14 protein-coding genes are annotated in these 16900 nt (G+C 73.9%); 4 read left to right on the top strand and 10 right to left on the bottom strand.

Annotation, left to right across the window (positions count from 1 at the left end; translation table 11 throughout):
- The first annotated feature begins 106 nt into the window (after positions 1-106).
- From ACZ518_RS21435 to ACZ518_RS21445, 3 genes are all read left to right on the top strand, one after another.
- On the top strand, positions 107-1726 hold the full coding sequence (locus ACZ518_RS21435; RefSeq protein ID WP_469114586.1) for an AMP-binding protein: 1620 nt from the start codon (positions 107-109) through the stop codon (positions 1724-1726).
- Positions 1727-1730: 4 nt separating this feature from the next.
- Positions 1731-2537 carry a PaaX family transcriptional regulator gene (locus tag ACZ518_RS21440; protein ID WP_469114587.1) on the top strand — a complete coding sequence of 269 codons (807 nt, stop codon included), beginning with the start codon at positions 1731-1733 and terminating at the stop codon, positions 2535-2537.
- A gap of 272 nt (positions 2538-2809) precedes the next feature.
- Positions 2810-3667, top strand: a complete 858-nt coding sequence (locus tag ACZ518_RS21445) for a GNAT family N-acetyltransferase (RefSeq protein ID WP_469114588.1) — start codon at positions 2810-2812, stop codon at positions 3665-3667.
- On the opposite strand, the gene ACZ518_RS21450 is transcribed toward ACZ518_RS21445, so the two are convergent.
- Together ACZ518_RS21450 and ACZ518_RS21455 are read right to left on the bottom strand one after the other, a co-directional pair.
- A complete protein-coding gene (locus ACZ518_RS21450) occupies positions 3664-5925 on the bottom strand; it encodes a bifunctional salicylyl-CoA 5-hydroxylase/oxidoreductase (RefSeq protein ID WP_469114589.1) in 2262 nt (753 codons plus the stop codon). The genes ACZ518_RS21445 and ACZ518_RS21450 overlap by 4 nt on opposite strands.
- Before the next feature lie 4 nt (positions 5926-5929).
- The gene (locus ACZ518_RS21455) at positions 5930-6757 is read right to left on the bottom strand and encodes an enoyl-CoA hydratase family protein (protein ID WP_125814897.1); all 828 of its coding nucleotides are present in this window, start codon (positions 6755-6757) and stop codon (positions 5930-5932) included.
- Between the two features lie 315 nt (positions 6758-7072).
- Here ACZ518_RS21455 and ACZ518_RS21460 point away from each other — a divergent pair, with 315 nt between their 5' ends.
- The gene (locus ACZ518_RS21460; protein WP_469114590.1) at positions 7073-7495 is read left to right on the top strand and encodes an ATP-binding protein; all 423 of its coding nucleotides are present in this window, start codon (positions 7073-7075) and stop codon (positions 7493-7495) included.
- A gap of 56 nt (positions 7496-7551) precedes the next feature.
- Here ACZ518_RS21460 and argF read toward each other — a convergent pair whose 3' ends face one another.
- The 8 genes from argF to mmuM all read right to left on the bottom strand — a co-directional run bounded on the left by argF (position 7552) and on the right by mmuM (position 16897).
- On the bottom strand, positions 7552-8562 hold the full coding sequence (gene argF, locus ACZ518_RS21465) for an ornithine carbamoyltransferase (RefSeq protein ID WP_469114591.1): 1011 nt from the start codon (positions 8560-8562) through the stop codon (positions 7552-7554).
- Between the two features lie 136 nt (positions 8563-8698).
- Positions 8699-9925, bottom strand: coding sequence for an arginine deiminase (locus tag ACZ518_RS21470; RefSeq protein WP_469114592.1), 1227 nt, complete (start codon positions 9923-9925; stop codon positions 8699-8701).
- Positions 9926-9980: 55 nt separating this feature from the next.
- Positions 9981-10448, bottom strand: a complete 468-nt coding sequence (locus ACZ518_RS21475; RefSeq protein WP_469114593.1) for a hypothetical protein — start codon at positions 10446-10448, stop codon at positions 9981-9983.
- 236 nt (positions 10449-10684) lie between these two features.
- Positions 10685-13261 carry a polynucleotide kinase-phosphatase gene (locus tag ACZ518_RS21480; RefSeq protein ID WP_469114594.1) on the bottom strand — a complete coding sequence of 859 codons (2577 nt, stop codon included), beginning with the start codon at positions 13259-13261 and terminating at the stop codon, positions 10685-10687.
- Positions 13258-14784, bottom strand: a complete 1527-nt coding sequence (locus ACZ518_RS21485; protein ID WP_469114595.1) for a 3' terminal RNA ribose 2'-O-methyltransferase Hen1 — start codon at positions 14782-14784, stop codon at positions 13258-13260. Before ACZ518_RS21485 ends, ACZ518_RS21480 begins: the two co-directional genes overlap by 4 nt.
- Before the next feature lie 52 nt (positions 14785-14836).
- Positions 14837-15583 carry a hypothetical protein gene (locus tag ACZ518_RS21490; RefSeq protein ID WP_469114596.1) on the bottom strand — a complete coding sequence of 249 codons (747 nt, stop codon included), beginning with the start codon at positions 15581-15583 and terminating at the stop codon, positions 14837-14839.
- A gap of 127 nt (positions 15584-15710) precedes the next feature.
- On the bottom strand, positions 15711-15941 hold the full coding sequence (locus tag ACZ518_RS21495; protein WP_401241913.1) for a hypothetical protein: 231 nt from the start codon (positions 15939-15941) through the stop codon (positions 15711-15713).
- 89 nt (positions 15942-16030) lie between these two features.
- Positions 16031-16897 (bottom strand): homocysteine S-methyltransferase, encoded by an 867-nt coding sequence (gene mmuM / locus ACZ518_RS21500; protein WP_469114597.1) that lies wholly within the window; start codon positions 16895-16897, stop codon positions 16031-16033.
- Between the last annotated feature and the right edge of the window lie 3 nt (positions 16898-16900).

Consider the following 16900-nt stretch of genomic DNA (forward strand, 5'->3'; position numbering starts at 1 on the left):
CTTATCGCGTCCTGTTGACTGCCGTCACCATCACGATACGCTCGGAAGGCATTCGCACGGCCGGCTCCACCACAAAATCCGGACGTTGCAAGGGGGCGAACCCGCCTTGGAGCTCAAGCCATCCGCTCACGCCGACACTTTTGCCCGCGATAACCTGCCGCCCGCCCACGCCTGGCCGCAGCTCCTCTTCGAGCTGCCCGAACTGGCCTACCCGGACCGGCTGAACTGCGGCACCGAACTGCTCGACGCCACCATCGAGCGCTTCGGCCCCGACCGGCCCGCCTTCCGCGACGGCGCCGGCGGCGTGTGGTCGTACGGGGAGCTCCGCGAGCGCGTCGACGCCCTCGCCCACGTCCTCACCATCGATCTCGGCGTCGTCCCCGGCAACCGGGTGCTGCTGCGCGGGCCCACCGGCCCCTGGCTCGCGGCCTGCTGGCTGGCGGTGATGAAGGCGGGCGCGGTCGCCGTCACCGTACTGGCCCAGCAGCGCGCCCAGGAGCTGGCCACGGTGTGCGCCATGGCCGAGGTGCGGCACGCCCTGTGCCACGTCGACGCCCTCGACGACCTCGCCAAGGCCGAGGTGCCCGGACTGCGGATCACCCCCTACGGCGGCGCGGCCGGGGACGACCTGCTGCGGCTCGCCGAGGCCCACACCGCCCCCTACCCGGCCGTCGCGACCTCCGCCGACGACGTCGCGCTCATCGCCTTCACCTCCGGGACCACGGGCCGGCCCAAAGGCTGCATGCACTTCCACCGCGACCTCCTCGCCGTCGCCGACACCTTCTCCCGCCGCGTCCTGCGGCCGCGCCCCGACGACGTGTTCGCGGGCAGTCCGCCACTCGGGTTCACCTTCGGCCTCGGCGGACTGGTCGTCTTCCCGCTGCGCGCCGGCGCCTGCGCGCTGCTCCTGGAGCAGGCCACGCCCCGGGTGCTGCTGCCCGCCCTCGCCGAGCACCGGGTCACGGTGCTGTTCACGGCGCCCACCGCGTACCGGTCGATGCTGGACACCCTGGGCCCGTACGACACGGGGGCCTACGACCTGTCGGCGCTGCGCCGCTGCGTCTCGGCCGGCGAGAACCTGCCCGCCGCGACCTGGCGGGCCTGGTACGAGCGCACCGGACTGCGGATCATCAACGGCATCGGGGCCACCGAGCTGCTGCACATCTTCATCTCCGCCGCCGACGAGGACATCCGTCCCGGTACCACCGGCCGGGTGGTACCGGGCTGGGAGGCACGGGTGGTGGACCCCTCCGGGCGGCCCGTCGCCGACAACGAGCCCGGGCTGCTGGCCGTGCGCGGGCCGGTGGGCTGCCGCTACCTCGCCGACCCACGGCAGGGCGAGTACGTCCGGGACGGCTGGAACCTGACCGGCGACACCTACGTCCGCGACCCCGACGGCTACTTCCGCTACGTCGCCCGCGCCGACGACATGATCATCTCCTCGGGCTACAACATCGCCGGCCCCGAGGTCGAAGAGGCCCTGCTGCGCCATCCGGACGTGGCGGAGGCCGCCGTCGTCGGCCGCCCGGACGAGCGGCGCGGGCAGATCGTGGTGGCGTACACCGTGCCGCGCGACGGGGCGGTGCTGACGGAGGAGGCCCTGCGGACCTTCATGAAGGGGGAGCTGGCCCCCCACAAGTGCCCCCGCACCTTCGTCTTCCTGCCCGCGCTGCCGCGCACCCCCACCGGCAAGCTCCAACGGTTCCGGCTCCGCGCTCTAGAGTGAACCCGTGGTCGAGCAGCACACTCCGCGATCTCTGATCGTCACCTTCTACGGCGCCTACGGGCGGTCCTTCGAGGGCGCCGTCCCGGTGTCCGCGCTGGTCCGCCTGCTGGGCGCGGCCGGGGTCGACGCGCCCTCCGTCCGCTCCTCGGTGTCCCGGCTGAAGCGGCGCGGCTTCCTGGTGCCCGCCAAGGCCGCCGACGGCTCGGCCGGGTACGAGCCGTCCGAGGAGGCCCGGCTGCTGCTGGAGGACGGGGACCGGCGGATCTACGGAACCGCGCCGGTGTCCCCGGAGTGGCTGGTCGCGGTCTTCTCCGTCCCGGAGCAGGAACGGCACAAGCGGCACCTGCTGCGCTCGCGCCTGGCCCGGCTGGGCTTCGGCGCGGTCGCGCCGGGTGTGTGGATCGCCCCCGCCCAGCTGGCCGAGGAGACCGAGCACACCCTGGAGCGGCTGCACCTGACCGGATACGTGGAGCTCTTCCGCGGCGCCCACACCGGTTTCGCCCCCACCGCCGAGGCGGTGGCCCGCTGGTGGGACCTGACCGCACTGGCCAAGCAGCACGAGGACTTCCTCGACCAGCACGAACCGGTCCTCCGCGCCCTCCAGTCGGGCCCCGAGCCCACCCCCGAGGCCGCCTACCGGGCCTACCTGGCCGCCCTGGACACCTGGCGGCGACTGCCCTACGCCGACCCGGGCCTGCCCCGCGAGCTCCTCCCGGCGAACTGGCCGGGCGACCGCGCCGCGGCCGTCTTCACGGAGCTCCACAGCCGGCTGCGCGACCCGGGCGCGCTCTTCGTGCGGCAGCGGCCGTAGGGCGCGTCCGCGAAGCCCCGCCCGGGTGGCGTGTGCGCGCCTGTACGCGTACGTGTGCCTGTGCGTGCCGTTCATGGTTCCCCCTCGTCCGATGGCCTGCGGCCGGCCCGGCCGGCTCCTGTTCGCATTCCCAAGATCCCAGCGGCCGGGCGCCCGCTCCTCCCCCGTGCGGGGATACGGTCTCCCCCGCACGGGGGAGCGTGCGCCCACCGGTGCGCGCGCCCGCCGGAAAACCCGGTGCGGCAGGCTCCCGGCCCCCGACACGATGGGGCATGACATGGACCTTCAGCACTGATCTGGCGTCCTACCTGGCCGCCGCGCGCCCGGCCGTGGCCGCGCAGCCCGTCGTCAACACCACCCTCCTGACCGTCAGCGACGCCCTGGAGCGGCGGGGCCCGCAGGCCTTCGGCGACGGCGAACCCCTCTTCGGCTGGTGGACCGGCGCCGACGGGGCCGTCGACGGGGCCCTGCTGCACACACCGCCGTTCCCGCTGCTGCTCGGCGCCGCGCCCCCCGAGGCCGTCCGGGCCCTGGCGGGCGCACTCGGCTCCGACCCGCTGCGCACCCGCGTCGGCGGGTTCAACGCCCGCCGCGCCGACGCGGAGACGCTGGCGGCGGCGTGGGGGACGCCGGCCCGCGTCGCCGAGGAGCTGCGCCTGTACCGGCTGGGCACCCTGGCCGCACCCGACCCCGCCCCCTTGGGCCGGGCGCGGCCCGCCACCGAGGCGGACCTGCCCCTGCTCCTGGAGTGGGTCGAGGCCTTCAACCGGGAGTGCGGCATCCCCGCCGGCTCCTCCGCGGCTCCCCTGCGCGACCGGATCTCGTACGGCGGGCTGCTGCTCTGGGAGCACGACGGCCGGCCGGTGTCACTGGCCGGCTTCTCCCGCCCGATCGCCGCCGTCTCCCGCGTCGGCCCCGTCTACACCCCGCCCGCCGACCGGGGCCGCGGCTACGCCGCCGGGGTGACGCACGCGACGAGCGGGGCCGCGTACGCCGCCGGGGCGGCCGAAGTGCTGCTCTTCACCGACCTGGCCAACCCCACCAGCAACGGCGTCTACCAGCGCCTCGGCTACACCCCGGTGGAGGACCGGGTCGTGCTGGAAGCGCTGACGGCCCGGGACACCCCCTAACCCTTGCCGGTCGGGGGCCTGCGGCTGCCGGCGCGGTAAGGGGCGGGCCACGGGGCGCCGGGGCCCGCGTACCCCTGTTCGGCCGCCGCGTGCAGCGTCCAGTGCGGGTCGTACAGGTGCGGGCGGCCGAGCGCGCAGAGGTCGGCACGCCCAGCCAGCAGCAGGGAGTTGACGTCGTCCCACGAGGAGATCGCGCCGACGGCGATGACGGGGACGCCGAGGGCGTTGCGGATCCGGTCGGCGTAGGGGGTCTGGTAGGAGCGCCCGTACTCCGGGGCCTCTTCGGCGACGACCTGCCCGGTGGAGACGTCGACGGCGTCGGCGCCGTGGGCGGCGAAGGCGGCCGCGATCCGTTCGGCCTCTTCCGGCGTGGTGCCGCCGGGCGCCCAGTCGGTGGCCGAGAGGCGGACCGTCATCGGCCGGTCCCCGGGCCAGACTTCCCGGACGGCGTCGAAGACCTCCAGGGGGAAACGGAGCCGGTTCTCCAGGGGCCCGCCGTAGGCGTCCTCGCGGTGGTTGGTGAGCGGGGAGAGGAACCCGGACAGCAGGTAGCCGTGGGCGCAGTGCAGTTCCAGCAGGTCGAAGCCGCAGTCGGCGGCGCGGACGGCGGCGGCCGCGAAATCGGAGCGGATCGCGGCGAGGTCGGCGGCCTCCAGGGCGCGCGGGACGGCGGAGACCCCGGGCTTGTAGGGCAGCGCGGAGGCGGCGGCCAGGGGCCAGTTGCCGTCCGGGAGCGGTTCGTCCATGCCCTCCCACATCAGCCGGGTGGAGCCCTTGCGGCCGGAGTGGCCGAGCTGGACGCCCAGGGCCGTACCGGGCGCCGAGGAGTGGACGAAGTCGGCGATCCGCTTCCAGGCGGCCGCCTGCTCCGCGGTCCACAGGCCGGCGCAGCCGGGCGTGATGCGGCCTTCGGCGCTGACGCACACCATCTCCGTCATGACCAGCCCGGCTCCGCCGAGGGCCCGCCCGCCCAGGTGCACGAGGTGGAAGTCGCCGGGCACGCCCTCCCGGGCCGAGTACATGTCCATCGGCGAGACCACGACGCGGTTGCGCAGGGTGAGTCCCCGCAGGGTGAACGGGGTGAACATGGGCGGGGTTCCCGTGCCGTCGGCGTCCTCGGGGCAGCCGAAGTCGCGTTCCACGGCACGGGTGAACCGTTCGTCCCGCAGCCGCAGGTTGTCGTGGGTGACGCGGCGGCTGCGGGTGAGCAGGTTGAAGGCGAACTGCCGGGCGGGCTGGTCCACGTAGCCGGCGAGGTCCTCGAACCAGCGCATGCTGGCGGCGGCCGCGCGCTGGGTGCTGGCCACGGCCGGGCGCCGCTCCTCCTCGTAGGCGGCGAGGGCGGAGGGGACGTCGGGCAGCCGGCCGAGGGCTTCGGTGAGGGCGAGTGCGTCCTCGACGGCGAGCTTGGTGCCGGAGCCGATGGAGAAGTGGGCGGTGTGCGCGGCGTCGCCCAGCAGCACCACGTTGCCGTGCGACCAGTGCTCGTTGACGACGGTGCGGAAGCGGGTCCACGCCGAGCGGTTGCCGCGCAGCGGCCGGCCGTGCAGGGCCTCGGCGAACGTCTTGGCGCAGCGGGAGGCCGATTCGGCCTCGTCGCACAGGTCGAGGCCGGCCGCCCGCCACACCTCCTCCCGCATCTCCACGATGACGGTGGAGGAGTCGGGCGCGTACGGGTAGCCGTGCAGCTGCATGACCCCGTGCTCGGTCTCGGCGATCTCGAAGCGGAAGGAGTCGAAGGCGAAGTCGGCGGCGAGCCAGACGTACCGGCAGCGTCCGGGGGCCTCGGTCGGCCGGAAGCGGGCGGCGCCGCGCGCGCGGGTGGCGCTGTGCACCCCGTCCGCGGCGACCACCAGGTCGTACGCACCGGCCAGGGCGAAGGCGTCGGGCGCCTCGGCGCGGAAGCGCAGGCGTACGCCGAGGCCGGCGCAGCGTTCGTGGAGGATCTCCAGGAGGCGGCGGCGGCCGAGGGCGGCGAAGCCGTGGCCGCCGGAGGTCAGCAGCCGGCCGCGGTGCACGACGTCCACGTCGTCCCAGCGGACGAACTCGGCGGCGAGGGCGGCGTGGACGACGGTGTCGGCGCGCTCGATGCCGCCGAGGGTCTCGTCCGAGAGCACCACGCCGAAGCCGAAGGTGTCGTCGGGGGCGTTCCGTTCCCAGAGCTCCACCGTGTGCCCCTGGCGGGCCAGCAGCGCGGCGGTGTAGAGCCCGCCGGGTCCGCCGCCGACGACGGCGACCCGCATGGTGCTCGCGGACATGCGGCTACCTGCCCTTCCACTCCGGGGGCCGCTTCGCGGTGAAGGCGGCGTGGAACTCGGCGTAGTCCTGGCCGTTCATCAGCAGGGCCTGGGTGTTGGCGTCGAGTTCCACCGAGGCGGCCAGGGGCATGTCCAGCTCGGCGGTGAGCAGGGCCTTGGTCTGGGCGTGGGCGAGGGCGGGTCCGGCGGCGAGGCGGGCGGCGAGTTCGGCGGCGCGGGCGTCGGCCTTGCCCTCGTCGACGAGTTCGCTGAGCAGGCCGATCCGCTCGGCCTCGGCGGCGCGTACGGGCTCACCGAGCATCAGCAGCCGGGTGGCGTGGCCGAGGCCGACGACCCGGGGCAGCAGGTAGGCGGCGCCCATGTCGCCGCCGGAGAGGCCGACGCGGGTGAAGAGGAAGGCGAAGCGGGCGGAGGGGTCGGCGATCCGGAAGTCGGCGGCGAGGGCGAGCACGGCCCCGGCTCCGGCGGCCACCCCGTGCACGGCGGCGATCACGGGGAAGGGGCATTCGCGGATGGCGCGGACCACCTGGCCGGTCATCCGGTTGAAGTCGAGGAGCTGGGCGGTGTCCATGGCGAGGGTGGCGCCGATGATCTCGTCCACGTCCCCGCCGGAGCAGAAGCCGCGGCCCTCGCCGGCGAGGACGAGGGCGCGCACGGAGCGGGTGCGGGACAGTTCGGCGAGCAGATCGCGCAGGTCGGCGTAGGCGCCGAAGGTGAGCGCGTTCAGCTTCTCGGGGCGGTCGAGGGTGACGGTGGCCACGCCGTCCTGCCGGGTCACCCGCAGGTGGCGCCACCGTTCGGTCTCTGGTGTGGAACCGGTGAAGGGGCTCACACCACCGAAGCTATCACCGAATCGTGACCGCCGTCAGAGAAACGCGACAAGCCGTCACCCGACAGCAGCACAAGGCGCGACAAGGCGATACGGGGCTGTGCAGGTCTACGCAGGTCTGGACGGGGCGGCACACACGGGGCGAAGGTCCCGACGGTCCCCGCGCCGGTCCCCAGGCGTTGCGCCGGGGTGCCCTACGGAGCCCGCAGCCCGGTCCGTATCGTTGAATCCGGAACATCCCCCGCATCTCCACAACCCCGCCCTCCCACGCACCCCACGCGTCCCCCGCGCCCACCCTCACGGAAGGACGGACACGCCGTGCACGACACCTCCGCCTGGCGGATCGCCCTCCCGCACACGACCGCCGCCGTACCCATGGCCCGCGCCCTGATCCGCACCGCGCTCACCGACGCCGTCCGGTGCCCCGACAGCGACACGGCGGAGCTGCTGACCGCCGAGCTGGTGGCCAACGCCGTCGAGCACACCGCCGAGGGGGCCCCGATCGAGCTGGTCGTGGAGCTCCGGGCGCACGGCTGCCAGGTGGAGGTGCACGACGGCGATCCGCAACCGCCGGGCGACCTCACCGCCGGCCGCCCCGGGCCGCACCCCGACCCGTGGCAGGAGGGCGGCCGCGGGCTGCTGCTGATCCGGGCCCTCAGCTCGGCCTGCGGCCACCGGCCCACCCCGCGCGGCAAGGCCGTCTGGTTCACCCTGCCGAGCCGGGCGACGGCGACCGCCTGACCGCCCGCACCCCGCCGCCGGAGCCCGCATGACTATGCGGCCGAGTATGCGGCCGGCTACGCGGCGGGCTTGGCGAGCGTCGCGACGAGGACCGCCTTGATGGTGTGCAGCCGGTTCTCGGCCTCGTCGAACACGACGGAGTGCGCGGACTCGAACACCTCGTCAGTGACCTCCAGCGAGTCCAGGCCGTGCCGCTCGTGGACCTCCCTGGCGACCTTGGTGCCCAGGTCGTGGTAGGCGGGCAGGCAGTGCAGGAACTTCACGTCCGGGTTGCCGGTCGCGCGCAGCACGTCCATGGTGACGGCGTACGGGGCCAGGGCCCCGATCCGCTCGTCCCAGACCTCCTTGGGCTCGCCCATCGAGACCCACACGTCCGTGGCCACGAAGTCGGCCTGCGCCACGCCCTCCGCGACCTCCTCGGTCAGGGTGATCCGGGCCCCGCTCCCCGCGGCGAGCTCGCGGGCCCGCGCCACGACGGCCTCGGCCGGCCAGTACGCCTCCGGCGCGACGATGCGTACGTCCATGCCCAGCAGGGCGCCGGTCACCAGGTACGAGTTGCCCATGTTGAAGCGGGCGTCGCCCAGGTAGGCGAAGGAGATCTGCTCCAGCGGCTTGGTGCTGTGCTCGGTCATGGTGAGCACGTCGGCGAGCATCTGGGTGGGGTGCCAGTCGTCGGTGAGGCCGTTGAAGACGGGCACGCCGGATTGGGCGGCCAGCTCCTCCACGGCCTGCTGGCTGTCGCCCCGGTACTCGATGCCGTCGAACATCCGGCCGAGCACCCGCGCCGTGTCCCGGACGGACTCCTTGTGGCCCATCTGGGAGCCGGAGGGGTCGAGGTAGACGGTGTGGGCGCCCTGGTCGGCGGCGGCGACCTCGAAGGCGCAGCGGGTGCGCGTGGAGGTCTTCTCGAAGATCAGCGCGAGGTTCTTCCCCTGGAGCCGGCGCTGCTCGGTCCCGGCCTTCTTGGCCGCCTTGAGTTCGGCCGCGAGCTCGACGAGGCCGCGGAACTCGGCGGCGGTGAAGTCGAGCTCCTTGAGGAAGCTGCGGCCGAAGAGGTCGGTGGACATGGGGTCGCTCCAGAGTGGCGCCGACAGGGGATGCTGGAAGTCTATACGATCCACTGCATTGATATACGGAACAGTGGATCACATCACACGGCCGTCACACCTCGACTGTCACACCTCGGCCGTCACACCTCGACCATCACACCGCGTCCCGCTCCACCGGGCAGCTCATGCAGCGCGGACCGCCCCGGCCGCGCCCCAGCTCGCTGCCGGGGATCTCGATCACCTCGATGCCCTCCTTGCGCAGGTGGGTATTGGTGGTGACGTTCCGCTCGTAGGCGACGACCACCCCCGGCTCCACGGCCAGCACGTTGCACCCGTCGTCCCACTGCTCGCGCTCCGCCGAGTGCACGTCCTGCGTGGCGGTGAGCACCCGCACCTTGTCCAGTCCCAGCGCTGCGGCGATGGCCCGGTGCATGTGCTCCGGCGGGTGGTCGCTGACCCGCAGCTCGCTCGCCCCCTCGCCCGGCCGGATCGTGTAGGAGCGCAGCATGCCGAGCCCGGCGTACTGAGTGAACGTATCTGCGTCGACCATCGTCATCACCGTGTCCAGGTGCATGAAGGCACGCCGCTTGGGCATGTCCAGGGCCACGATGACGGAGGCCGAGCCGGCCGCGAACATCCCCCGGGCCAGCATCTCCACCGCCTGCGGGGTGGTCCGCTCGCTCATCCCGATCAGTACGGCGCCGTTGCCGATGACCAGGACGTCCCCGCCCTCGATGGTCGAGGGGTAGTCGGCCTGGCCCTGCGACCAGTAGTGGAAGGGGCCGGAGCCGGTGAACAGCGGGTGGTGCCGGTAGATGGCCTCGAAGTGCACGGTCTCGCGCTGGCGGGCGGGCCAGCGCATGGCGTTGATGGACACCCCGTCGTAGATCCAGGCGGAGGTGTCGCGCGTGAAGAGGTGGTTGGGCAGCGGCCCCAGCAGGAAGCCGTCCATGTCGAGGGCGTGGAAGCGCACCGAGACCGGCTCGGCGTGCCGCTCCAGGAACTCCCGCTTGGTCATGCCGCCGACCAGGGCCTCCGCGAGGGCGGCGGAGGGAAGCCCGCCGAAGACCGCCCGCAGGTGCTCGGTGGCGAGCGGACCGTACTCCTTCTCGTCGAAGACCCGGTCCAGTACGAGGTGCCGGGCCTCGGGGACGTCGAGGACCTCACGGAGCAGGTCGCCGAAGAGGTGGACGGCGACACCGCGGTCGCGGAGCACGTCCGCGAATCCGTCGTGCTCCTGGCGGGCCCGGCGCACCCACAGCACGTCGTCGAAGAGCAGGGCGTCCTTGTTGCTTGGTGTGAGCCGCTTCAGCTCCAGGTCGGGCCGGTGGAGGATGACGCGGCGCAGCCGCCCGGTCTCGGAGTCGACATGGAATCCCATGCCGTACACATTCCCAGACCGGGCGGCTTTTTGACCTCGCGTCGGCTGACCCCGGTCAGCGCAGGCCGAGAAGTGCCGTCGGGGTGCCGATGACGTCGGGGGCGGCCAGGCCCAGGTTCGGGAGGGCCAGGTTCGGGACGCCCTTGTTGCTCGCGTCCGGCATCGTCAGCGGGGCACCGACGACCAGACCGGGGGTGCGGGTGAGGAGGGTGGTGGCCGGGGACTCCAGGGAGCCCTCGCCGTCCGTCTCCGGCTCGCCCAACAGGTTGGGCACCGGGGAGGTGAGGCGGGTGGCCCCCAGGTCGGCGGCGATCGGGACCACCGGGAGCAGCGGGGTCGGCAGCAGGTCGCCCTGGTGGAACCGGGGCGCCTCCGGGGAGCCGACGAGCGGCACCGGGACCCCGGTGGCCAGGTGCGGGGCCGGCACGCCCAGCGTGGTCTCCACCGCCTCCAGCGGGACACCCACCGGGACCGAGTCGGCCATGGCCGGGGAGGCCGCGCCGGCCGCGGCCATACAGGTCATGAGCGCCGCAATGCTTCCGCGCGCGGTCATCTTCATAGGTGACGTTCCGTCCTTCCTGGGTCGCGGACACTCCGCTGCCCTGGATGAACGATCCCGCCGCCGCTTTCCCGGGGCTTCCGCGGGAAAGTTCCCCCATACGACCTAATTCGAGGCCGTACGGGGGCTGCCGCTTTACGCCGTCCCTTTACGCCGTCCCTTTACGCCGTGCCGCCACCCGGGCCGCCACCCGTGACGGGTCACAGGCGCGGGTCGACCGGCTCCGACTCCAGGGCGAGCACGGCGAACACCGGCTCGTGGACCCGCCACAGCGGCTCCCCCGCCGCCAGCCGGTCCAGCGCCTCCAGGCCGAGCGCGTATTCGCGCAGCGCGAGCGAGCGCTTGTGCCCCAGGAACCTCTGGCGCAGCCGCTCCAGCTGCTCCGGACGCGCGTACTCCGGCCCGTAGACGATCCTCAGGTACTCGCGCCCTCGGACCTTCACCCCGGGCTGCACCAGCCGTCCCTTGCCGTCCCGGGCGTACGCCTGGAGCGGCTTGACGACCACGCCCTCACCGCCGGCGGCGGTCAGCTCCAGCCACCACTCGGTGCCCGCCCGGACGGACTCCTCGTCGCCGGTGTCCACGTACACCCGGCGGGTCCGGCGCAGCAGCGGCGCGTCCGTGCCCTCGTCGGCGTCCGCGAGCCGGTCCAGCCAGGCGAGCTGCTCGTCGTGCGGTACTGCCGCCAGCGACCGGCCGGCGGCCGCGAGCAGCTGGAACGGCGCGAAACGTACGCCGTCCAGCCCGTCGGTGCTCCAGCAGTAGCGCCGGTACGCCTCGGTGAACGCGGCGGCGTCCGCCGCCCGTCCGCGCTGGCGCTCCAGCAGCGCCCCGGTGTCCACGCCCCGGGCCGCGGCCGCCTCCAGGGCGGCTACGGCGTCCGGCAGGACGGCGCGGGAGGCGGCGCCCACGGCCGCGTACTGGTTGCGGAGCAGACCCGTGGACTTCAGGGACCAGGGCAGCAGCTCCCCGTCGAACAGCAGCCAGTCCGTGCCGAGTTCCTCCCACAGGCCCGCACGGTCGACCGCCGCGCGCAGCCGGGCGAGGAACTCCTCGGTGACCCGGGGGTCCGGGAAGAAGGGCCGGCCGGTGCGGGTGTAGAGGGAGCCGGTGGGGCCGCCCTCGACGCCGAACCGCTCGCGGGCCGCCGCCCCGTCCCGGCACAGCAGGACGGTGGCGCGGGAGCCCATGTGCTTCTCCTCGCACACCACCCGGCCGATGCCGTCGGCCCGGTACTGGGCGAAGGCCTCGGCGGGGTGCTCCAGGAAGCCCGGCTCCGCCGAGGTGGCCGTCGGCGCCATGGTCGGCGGCAGGTACGGCACCAGCCGGGGATCCACGGCGAAGCGGCTCATGACCTCCAGGGCGGCGGCCGCGTTCTCCTCGCGGACGCCGACGTTGCCCAGGTGGCGGGTCTCCACGACCCGCCGGCCGTGGACGTCGGCCAGGTCGAGCGGGCGCCCCTCGTGGCCTCCCGGCACCTCGGCGGCGAGCGGCTTGACCGGCTCGTACCAGACCTTCTCGGCCGGCACGTCGACCAGTTCGCGCTCGGGCCAGCGCAGGGCGGTCATCCGGCCTCCGAAGACGGCGCCGGTGTCGAGGCAGATGGTGTTGTTGATCCAGGTGGTGTCCGGGACGGGGGTGTGGCCGTAGACCACGACCGCCTTGCCGCGGTAGTCCTCGGCCCACGGGTAGCGCACGGGCAGGCCGAACTCGTCGGTCTCGCCGGTGGTCTCGCCGTACAGGGCGTGCGAGCGGACCCGGCCGGAGGTGCGGCCGTGGTACTTCTCGGGCAGCCCGGCGTGGCAGACGACCAGCCTGCCGCCGTCCAGGACGTAGTGGCTGACCAGGCCGGCGATGAACTCCCTGACCTCCTTGACGAACTCCTCGCTCTCCCGGGAGAGCTGCTCGACGGTCTCGGCGAGGCCGTGGGTCTGCTGGACCTTGGACCCCTTGAGGTAACGGCCGAGCTTGTTCTCGTGGTTCCCGGGCACGCACAGGGCGTTGCCGGACTTGACCATGCCCATCACCCGGCGCAGCACGCCGGGGCTGTCGGGGCCGCGGTCGACGAGGTCGCCGACGAAGACGGCGGTGCGGCCGGCGGGGTGGACACCGTCCTCGTAGCCGAGTTCGGCGAGCAGGGTCTCCAGCTCGGAGGAGCAGCCGTGGATATCGCCGACGATGTCGAAGGGGCCGGTGAGGTGGGTGAGGTCGTTGAAGCGCTTCTCCAGCACCACTTCGGCGGAGTCGGCCTCCTCCACCGTGCGCAGGACGTGCACCTTGCGGAACCCCTCGCGTTCCAGGCCGCGCAGGGAGCGGCGCAGCTCGGAGCGGTGCCGCTGGATGACCCGGCGGGGCAGTCCGGCCCGGTCGGGGCGGGCGGCGTTGCGCTCGGCGCAGACCGACTCGGGCATGTCGAGGACGATCGCGATCGGCAGGACGTCGTGCTCGCGGGCCAGGCGGACCAGGGCGCGGCGGGACTCCTGCTGGACGCTGGTGGCGTCCACGACGGTGAGCCGTCCGGCGGCCAGCCGCTTGCCGGCGATGTAGTGGAGCACCTCGAAGGCGTCCTTGCTGGCGCTCTGGTCGTTCTCGTCGTCGGCGACCAGGCCCCGGCAGTAGTCGGAGGAGAGGATCTCGGTGGGCTTGAAGTGCTTGCGGGCGAAGGTGGACTTGCCCGATCCGGTGGCGCCGATGAGGACGACGAGGGACAGGTCGGTGACGGGGAGCACGCGGTGGGTCGCGCGGTCGGCCGTGCGGCCGGTGGTGGGGGTGGTCATGCCGCCTCGCCCTCCTTCGGGGTCTCGGTGGTGATGGTGAAGACGGCCATCTGGGTCGGGGCTCCGACCTCGGGGTCCTCGTCGCCGACGGGTACGTGGGCGACGGTGTAGCCGTGCCGGGCGGCGACGCGGGCGGCCCAGGCGCGGAACTCCTCGCGGGTCCACTCGAAGCGGTGGTCGCGGTGCCGGACGTGTCCGGCGGGCAGGGACTCCCAGCGGACGTTGTACTCGACGTTCGGGGTGGTCACGAGGACGGTGCGGGGGCGGGCCGCGGCGAAGACGGCGTACTCCAGCGCGGGCAGCCGGGGCAGGTCGAGGTGCTCGATGACCTCGCTGAGCACGGCCGCGTCGTACCCGGCGAGCCGCTTGTCGGTGTAGGCGAGCGAGCCCTGGAGCAGCCGGACGCGGGAGCTCTGGCGCTCCCCCATCCGCTCCAGCCGCAGCCGGCGGGCGGCGGTGGTCAGCGCCCGCACGGACACGTCGACGCCGAGGATCTCGGTGTACGCCGGGTCCTTGAGCAGGGCCTGCACGAGGTGTCCCTCGCCGCAGCCGAGGTCGAGCACCCGCTGGGCGCCGGCCTCGCGCAGGGCGCCGAGGATCGCGTCACGCCGGCGCACGGCGAGCGGAACGGACCGCTCCGGAGCCTCGGGGGCCGCGGGGGTCTCGGGTGTCTCCGGTGCCTCCGGTGTCTCGTCGGAGCCGTCCGGGGTCCCGTCCACGGCGTTGTCGAGTTCCTCGGCCTCGCTCCCGTCGGCCTCGGCCAGCCGGGCCAGCTCCAGGCGCTCCATGGCGTTCTGGGTGAGCCGCTTGTGGCGGGCCAGGTAGCGGGCGGTGATCAGCGCGTGCTCGGGGTGCGCGGCCAGCCAGCCGTCCCCGGCGCGCAGCAGCTTGTCGACCTCGTCGGGGGCGATCCAGTAGTGCTTGGCGTCGTCGAGGACGGGCAGCAGCACGTACAGCTGGCGCAGGGCGTCCTCCAGCCTGAGCCCGCCCTCCAGCACGAGCCGCACGTAGCGGCTGTCACCCCACTCGGGGAACCGCTCGTCCAGCGCGATCGGCCCGCTCTCCACCCGGTCCCAGCCCAGTGGGCCGAACAGGCGGCGCACCAGCTCCGGGCCGCCCCGGGCGGGCAGCACCGGGACCTCGATCCGCAGCGGGCGCGGGCGGCCCGGCAGTTCGGGGCGCAGGGCGCACTGGCCCTTGAGGGCCGTGCGGAAGACCCCGCTGAGCGCGACGGCGAGCAGCGAGGAGGCCGCGTACGGGCGGTCGTTGACGTACTGGGCGAGGGCGGCGTCTGGTGCCCCGCCCCGCCCCTTGCCCTGGCCGCGCCGAACCAGCGCGACGGGGTCCACCTCGAGCAGCAGCGCGGCCGTGCACCGTTCGGCCGTGGCCTCGGGGTAGAACACGTGGGCGATGCCGTGCGAGGTGGAGAACGCCTGCGCCTTCCCGGGATGCTTGTGCAGCAGAAATCCCAGGTCAGTAGCTGGATTCTCCGTCGTGCCGGTGGTGCTGATCGTCAGGAACATGCGTTCCAGCATGACCCGGACGCCACCGTCGGGGCGAACGGATTTCCGGTGGTCAGTCGTCGGACGGGTCGGGTTCCCGGGTGCAGATGTGGCCGGACGGGCAGGCGGCGCAGCCCTTGACGTCGGCGAGCTCGGCGACGGCCTCGAAGAGCTCGCGGGCCCGGTCGGCGGATCCGATGCCCTCGCGCCCGGCGAACTCCTCGGGGTCGGGCTCGGTGCCCTCGGCCATGTGGGACCGGATGAAGGCCAGGGCGGCGAACTCGTCGGGGGCGATGTCGCCGGGAAGGGCGGGGATGCAGACCTTCGGGACGAGCGTGTCCTCCGGCGAGTCGGCGAACACCCAGGGATCGCCCGGGCGTTCGGGGCGCCGGGTGACGATCCGCAGCAGGGTCGCGGGCGTCTCGGTGTCGACGAGGACGCCCCCGTAGGCGTGCAGTTCGTGCAGGCTCCTGCGGACCTGGTCGCCGGCCGGGTCGGCGCCGAGCATCTCCGCGGCCACGGCGACCGGCAGCGGCGCCACCGTGTCGCCCTGGCGCAGCAGGATGGTGCCCTCGTCGATGGCGACGTCGAGGTGCACGGCCTGGACCGGGATGCGGCCCGGGTAGAAGGCGCGCAGGCGCCCGAGGCGCCGTACGAGGTCGACGGCGTCCGGGGTCAGCCGCGGGTCGTCGGCGGCGCCGACGCCGGCGGACTTCGGGTCGACCCTGATCCACTCGTCGTAGCCGGGGGGCTGCAGCTGCTGGAGCGTGTAGACCGCCTGGCGGCTGCGCCCCGGCTTGTTGGGCTTCCTGCGTCCCATGGGGTTCCTCTCGCCCGTCGGGGGTGTCGGACCCTGAACAACGAGCGGGCCGGGCGGAGGTACGGCGGCCGCACCGCCCTGCGGGTGATCCGGCCGCCGTCCTTCGAGGACCCCCACGGGGGTGATGTCAGCGCTGCTTGGGGATGTTGAGCGGGCGGCCGATGTGCCAGTGCGGCTCGGTGCCGCTGTACGGGCACAGGTAGGCGATCCGCTCGTGCTGCCACGGCTGGATCCGGTTCATCTCGCTCGCGGCGTGTTCCGCCGCGGCCTCGTTCGCGAACTGCTTCTTCTCCCCGCACGCCCTGGAGCGGGTGATGCGGCGCCTGGCGGCGGCGCCCGTCCTGCTGGTGCGCTTCATCCGTCCTGCCTATCCCAGCAAGAGCCGACCAGAAAGAGCCTTCACTCGATCGAGTGATAGTCGGACGCGGACCCTTGCCATCGCCACGATCAGGCCAGGCGCGGCCCCAGGGCGGCGATGCGGTCCGGGCCGATGCGGCAGCAGCCGCCGACGAGCCGGGCGCCGGCCGCGCACCAGGCCTCCACGGGCCAGGGGGCGGGGGCGGCGGGGGCGTTCCAGCTCCCGGTGGCGGCGTCCCAGACGGAGCCGTCGTTCGGGTAGGCCACCAGCGGCTTGGCGGTGACGGAGGCGGCGGCCGCCAGGGCGGGCAGTACGTCGGCGGGGTCGCAGCAGTTGACGCCGACCGCGATCACCTCGGGGGCGTCGGCCGCCAGGGCGAACGCCTCGGCGAGGGGCTGGCCGGCCCGGGTGCGGCCGCCAGCGACCGTGTACGTGAGCCAGGCGCGGGCCCCCGTACCGGCCAGCACCCCCAGCAGGGCCTCCGCCTCCAGGACGTCCGGGACGGTCTCCAGCGCCAGGACGTCGGGGCCGGCCGCCAGCAGCGCCCCGATCCGGGGCCGGTGGAAGGCCGCCAGCTCCGCCACGGTGAGGCCGTACCGGCCGCGGTACTCGGAGCCGTCCGCCAGGACCGCCCCGTACGGGCCCACCGAGGCGGCCACCCAGACCTCCCGCGCGGCGGCCCGTGCGGCGTCGCCCGCGACCCGGACGCTCCGCTCCAGCAGGGCGGGCTCGTGGCCGACCTGGTAGCTCGCGGTGATCAGCACCTCGGCGCCGGCCCGCACGTACGCCGTGTGGGCGGCCTCCACCTGGCCGGGGCGCTCGGCGAGCACCCGGCCCGTCCACATCCCCCCGGACAGGTCGCAGCCCTGGTCGGCGAGCTGGTTGCTGAGCCCGCCGTCCAGGAGCACGGCCCTGCGGGCCAGGGCTTCGGCGAGCGGGCCGGTGGCGCGGGGCACGGT

This window comes from Streptomyces sp. NPDC033966, from assembly GCF_055575955.1.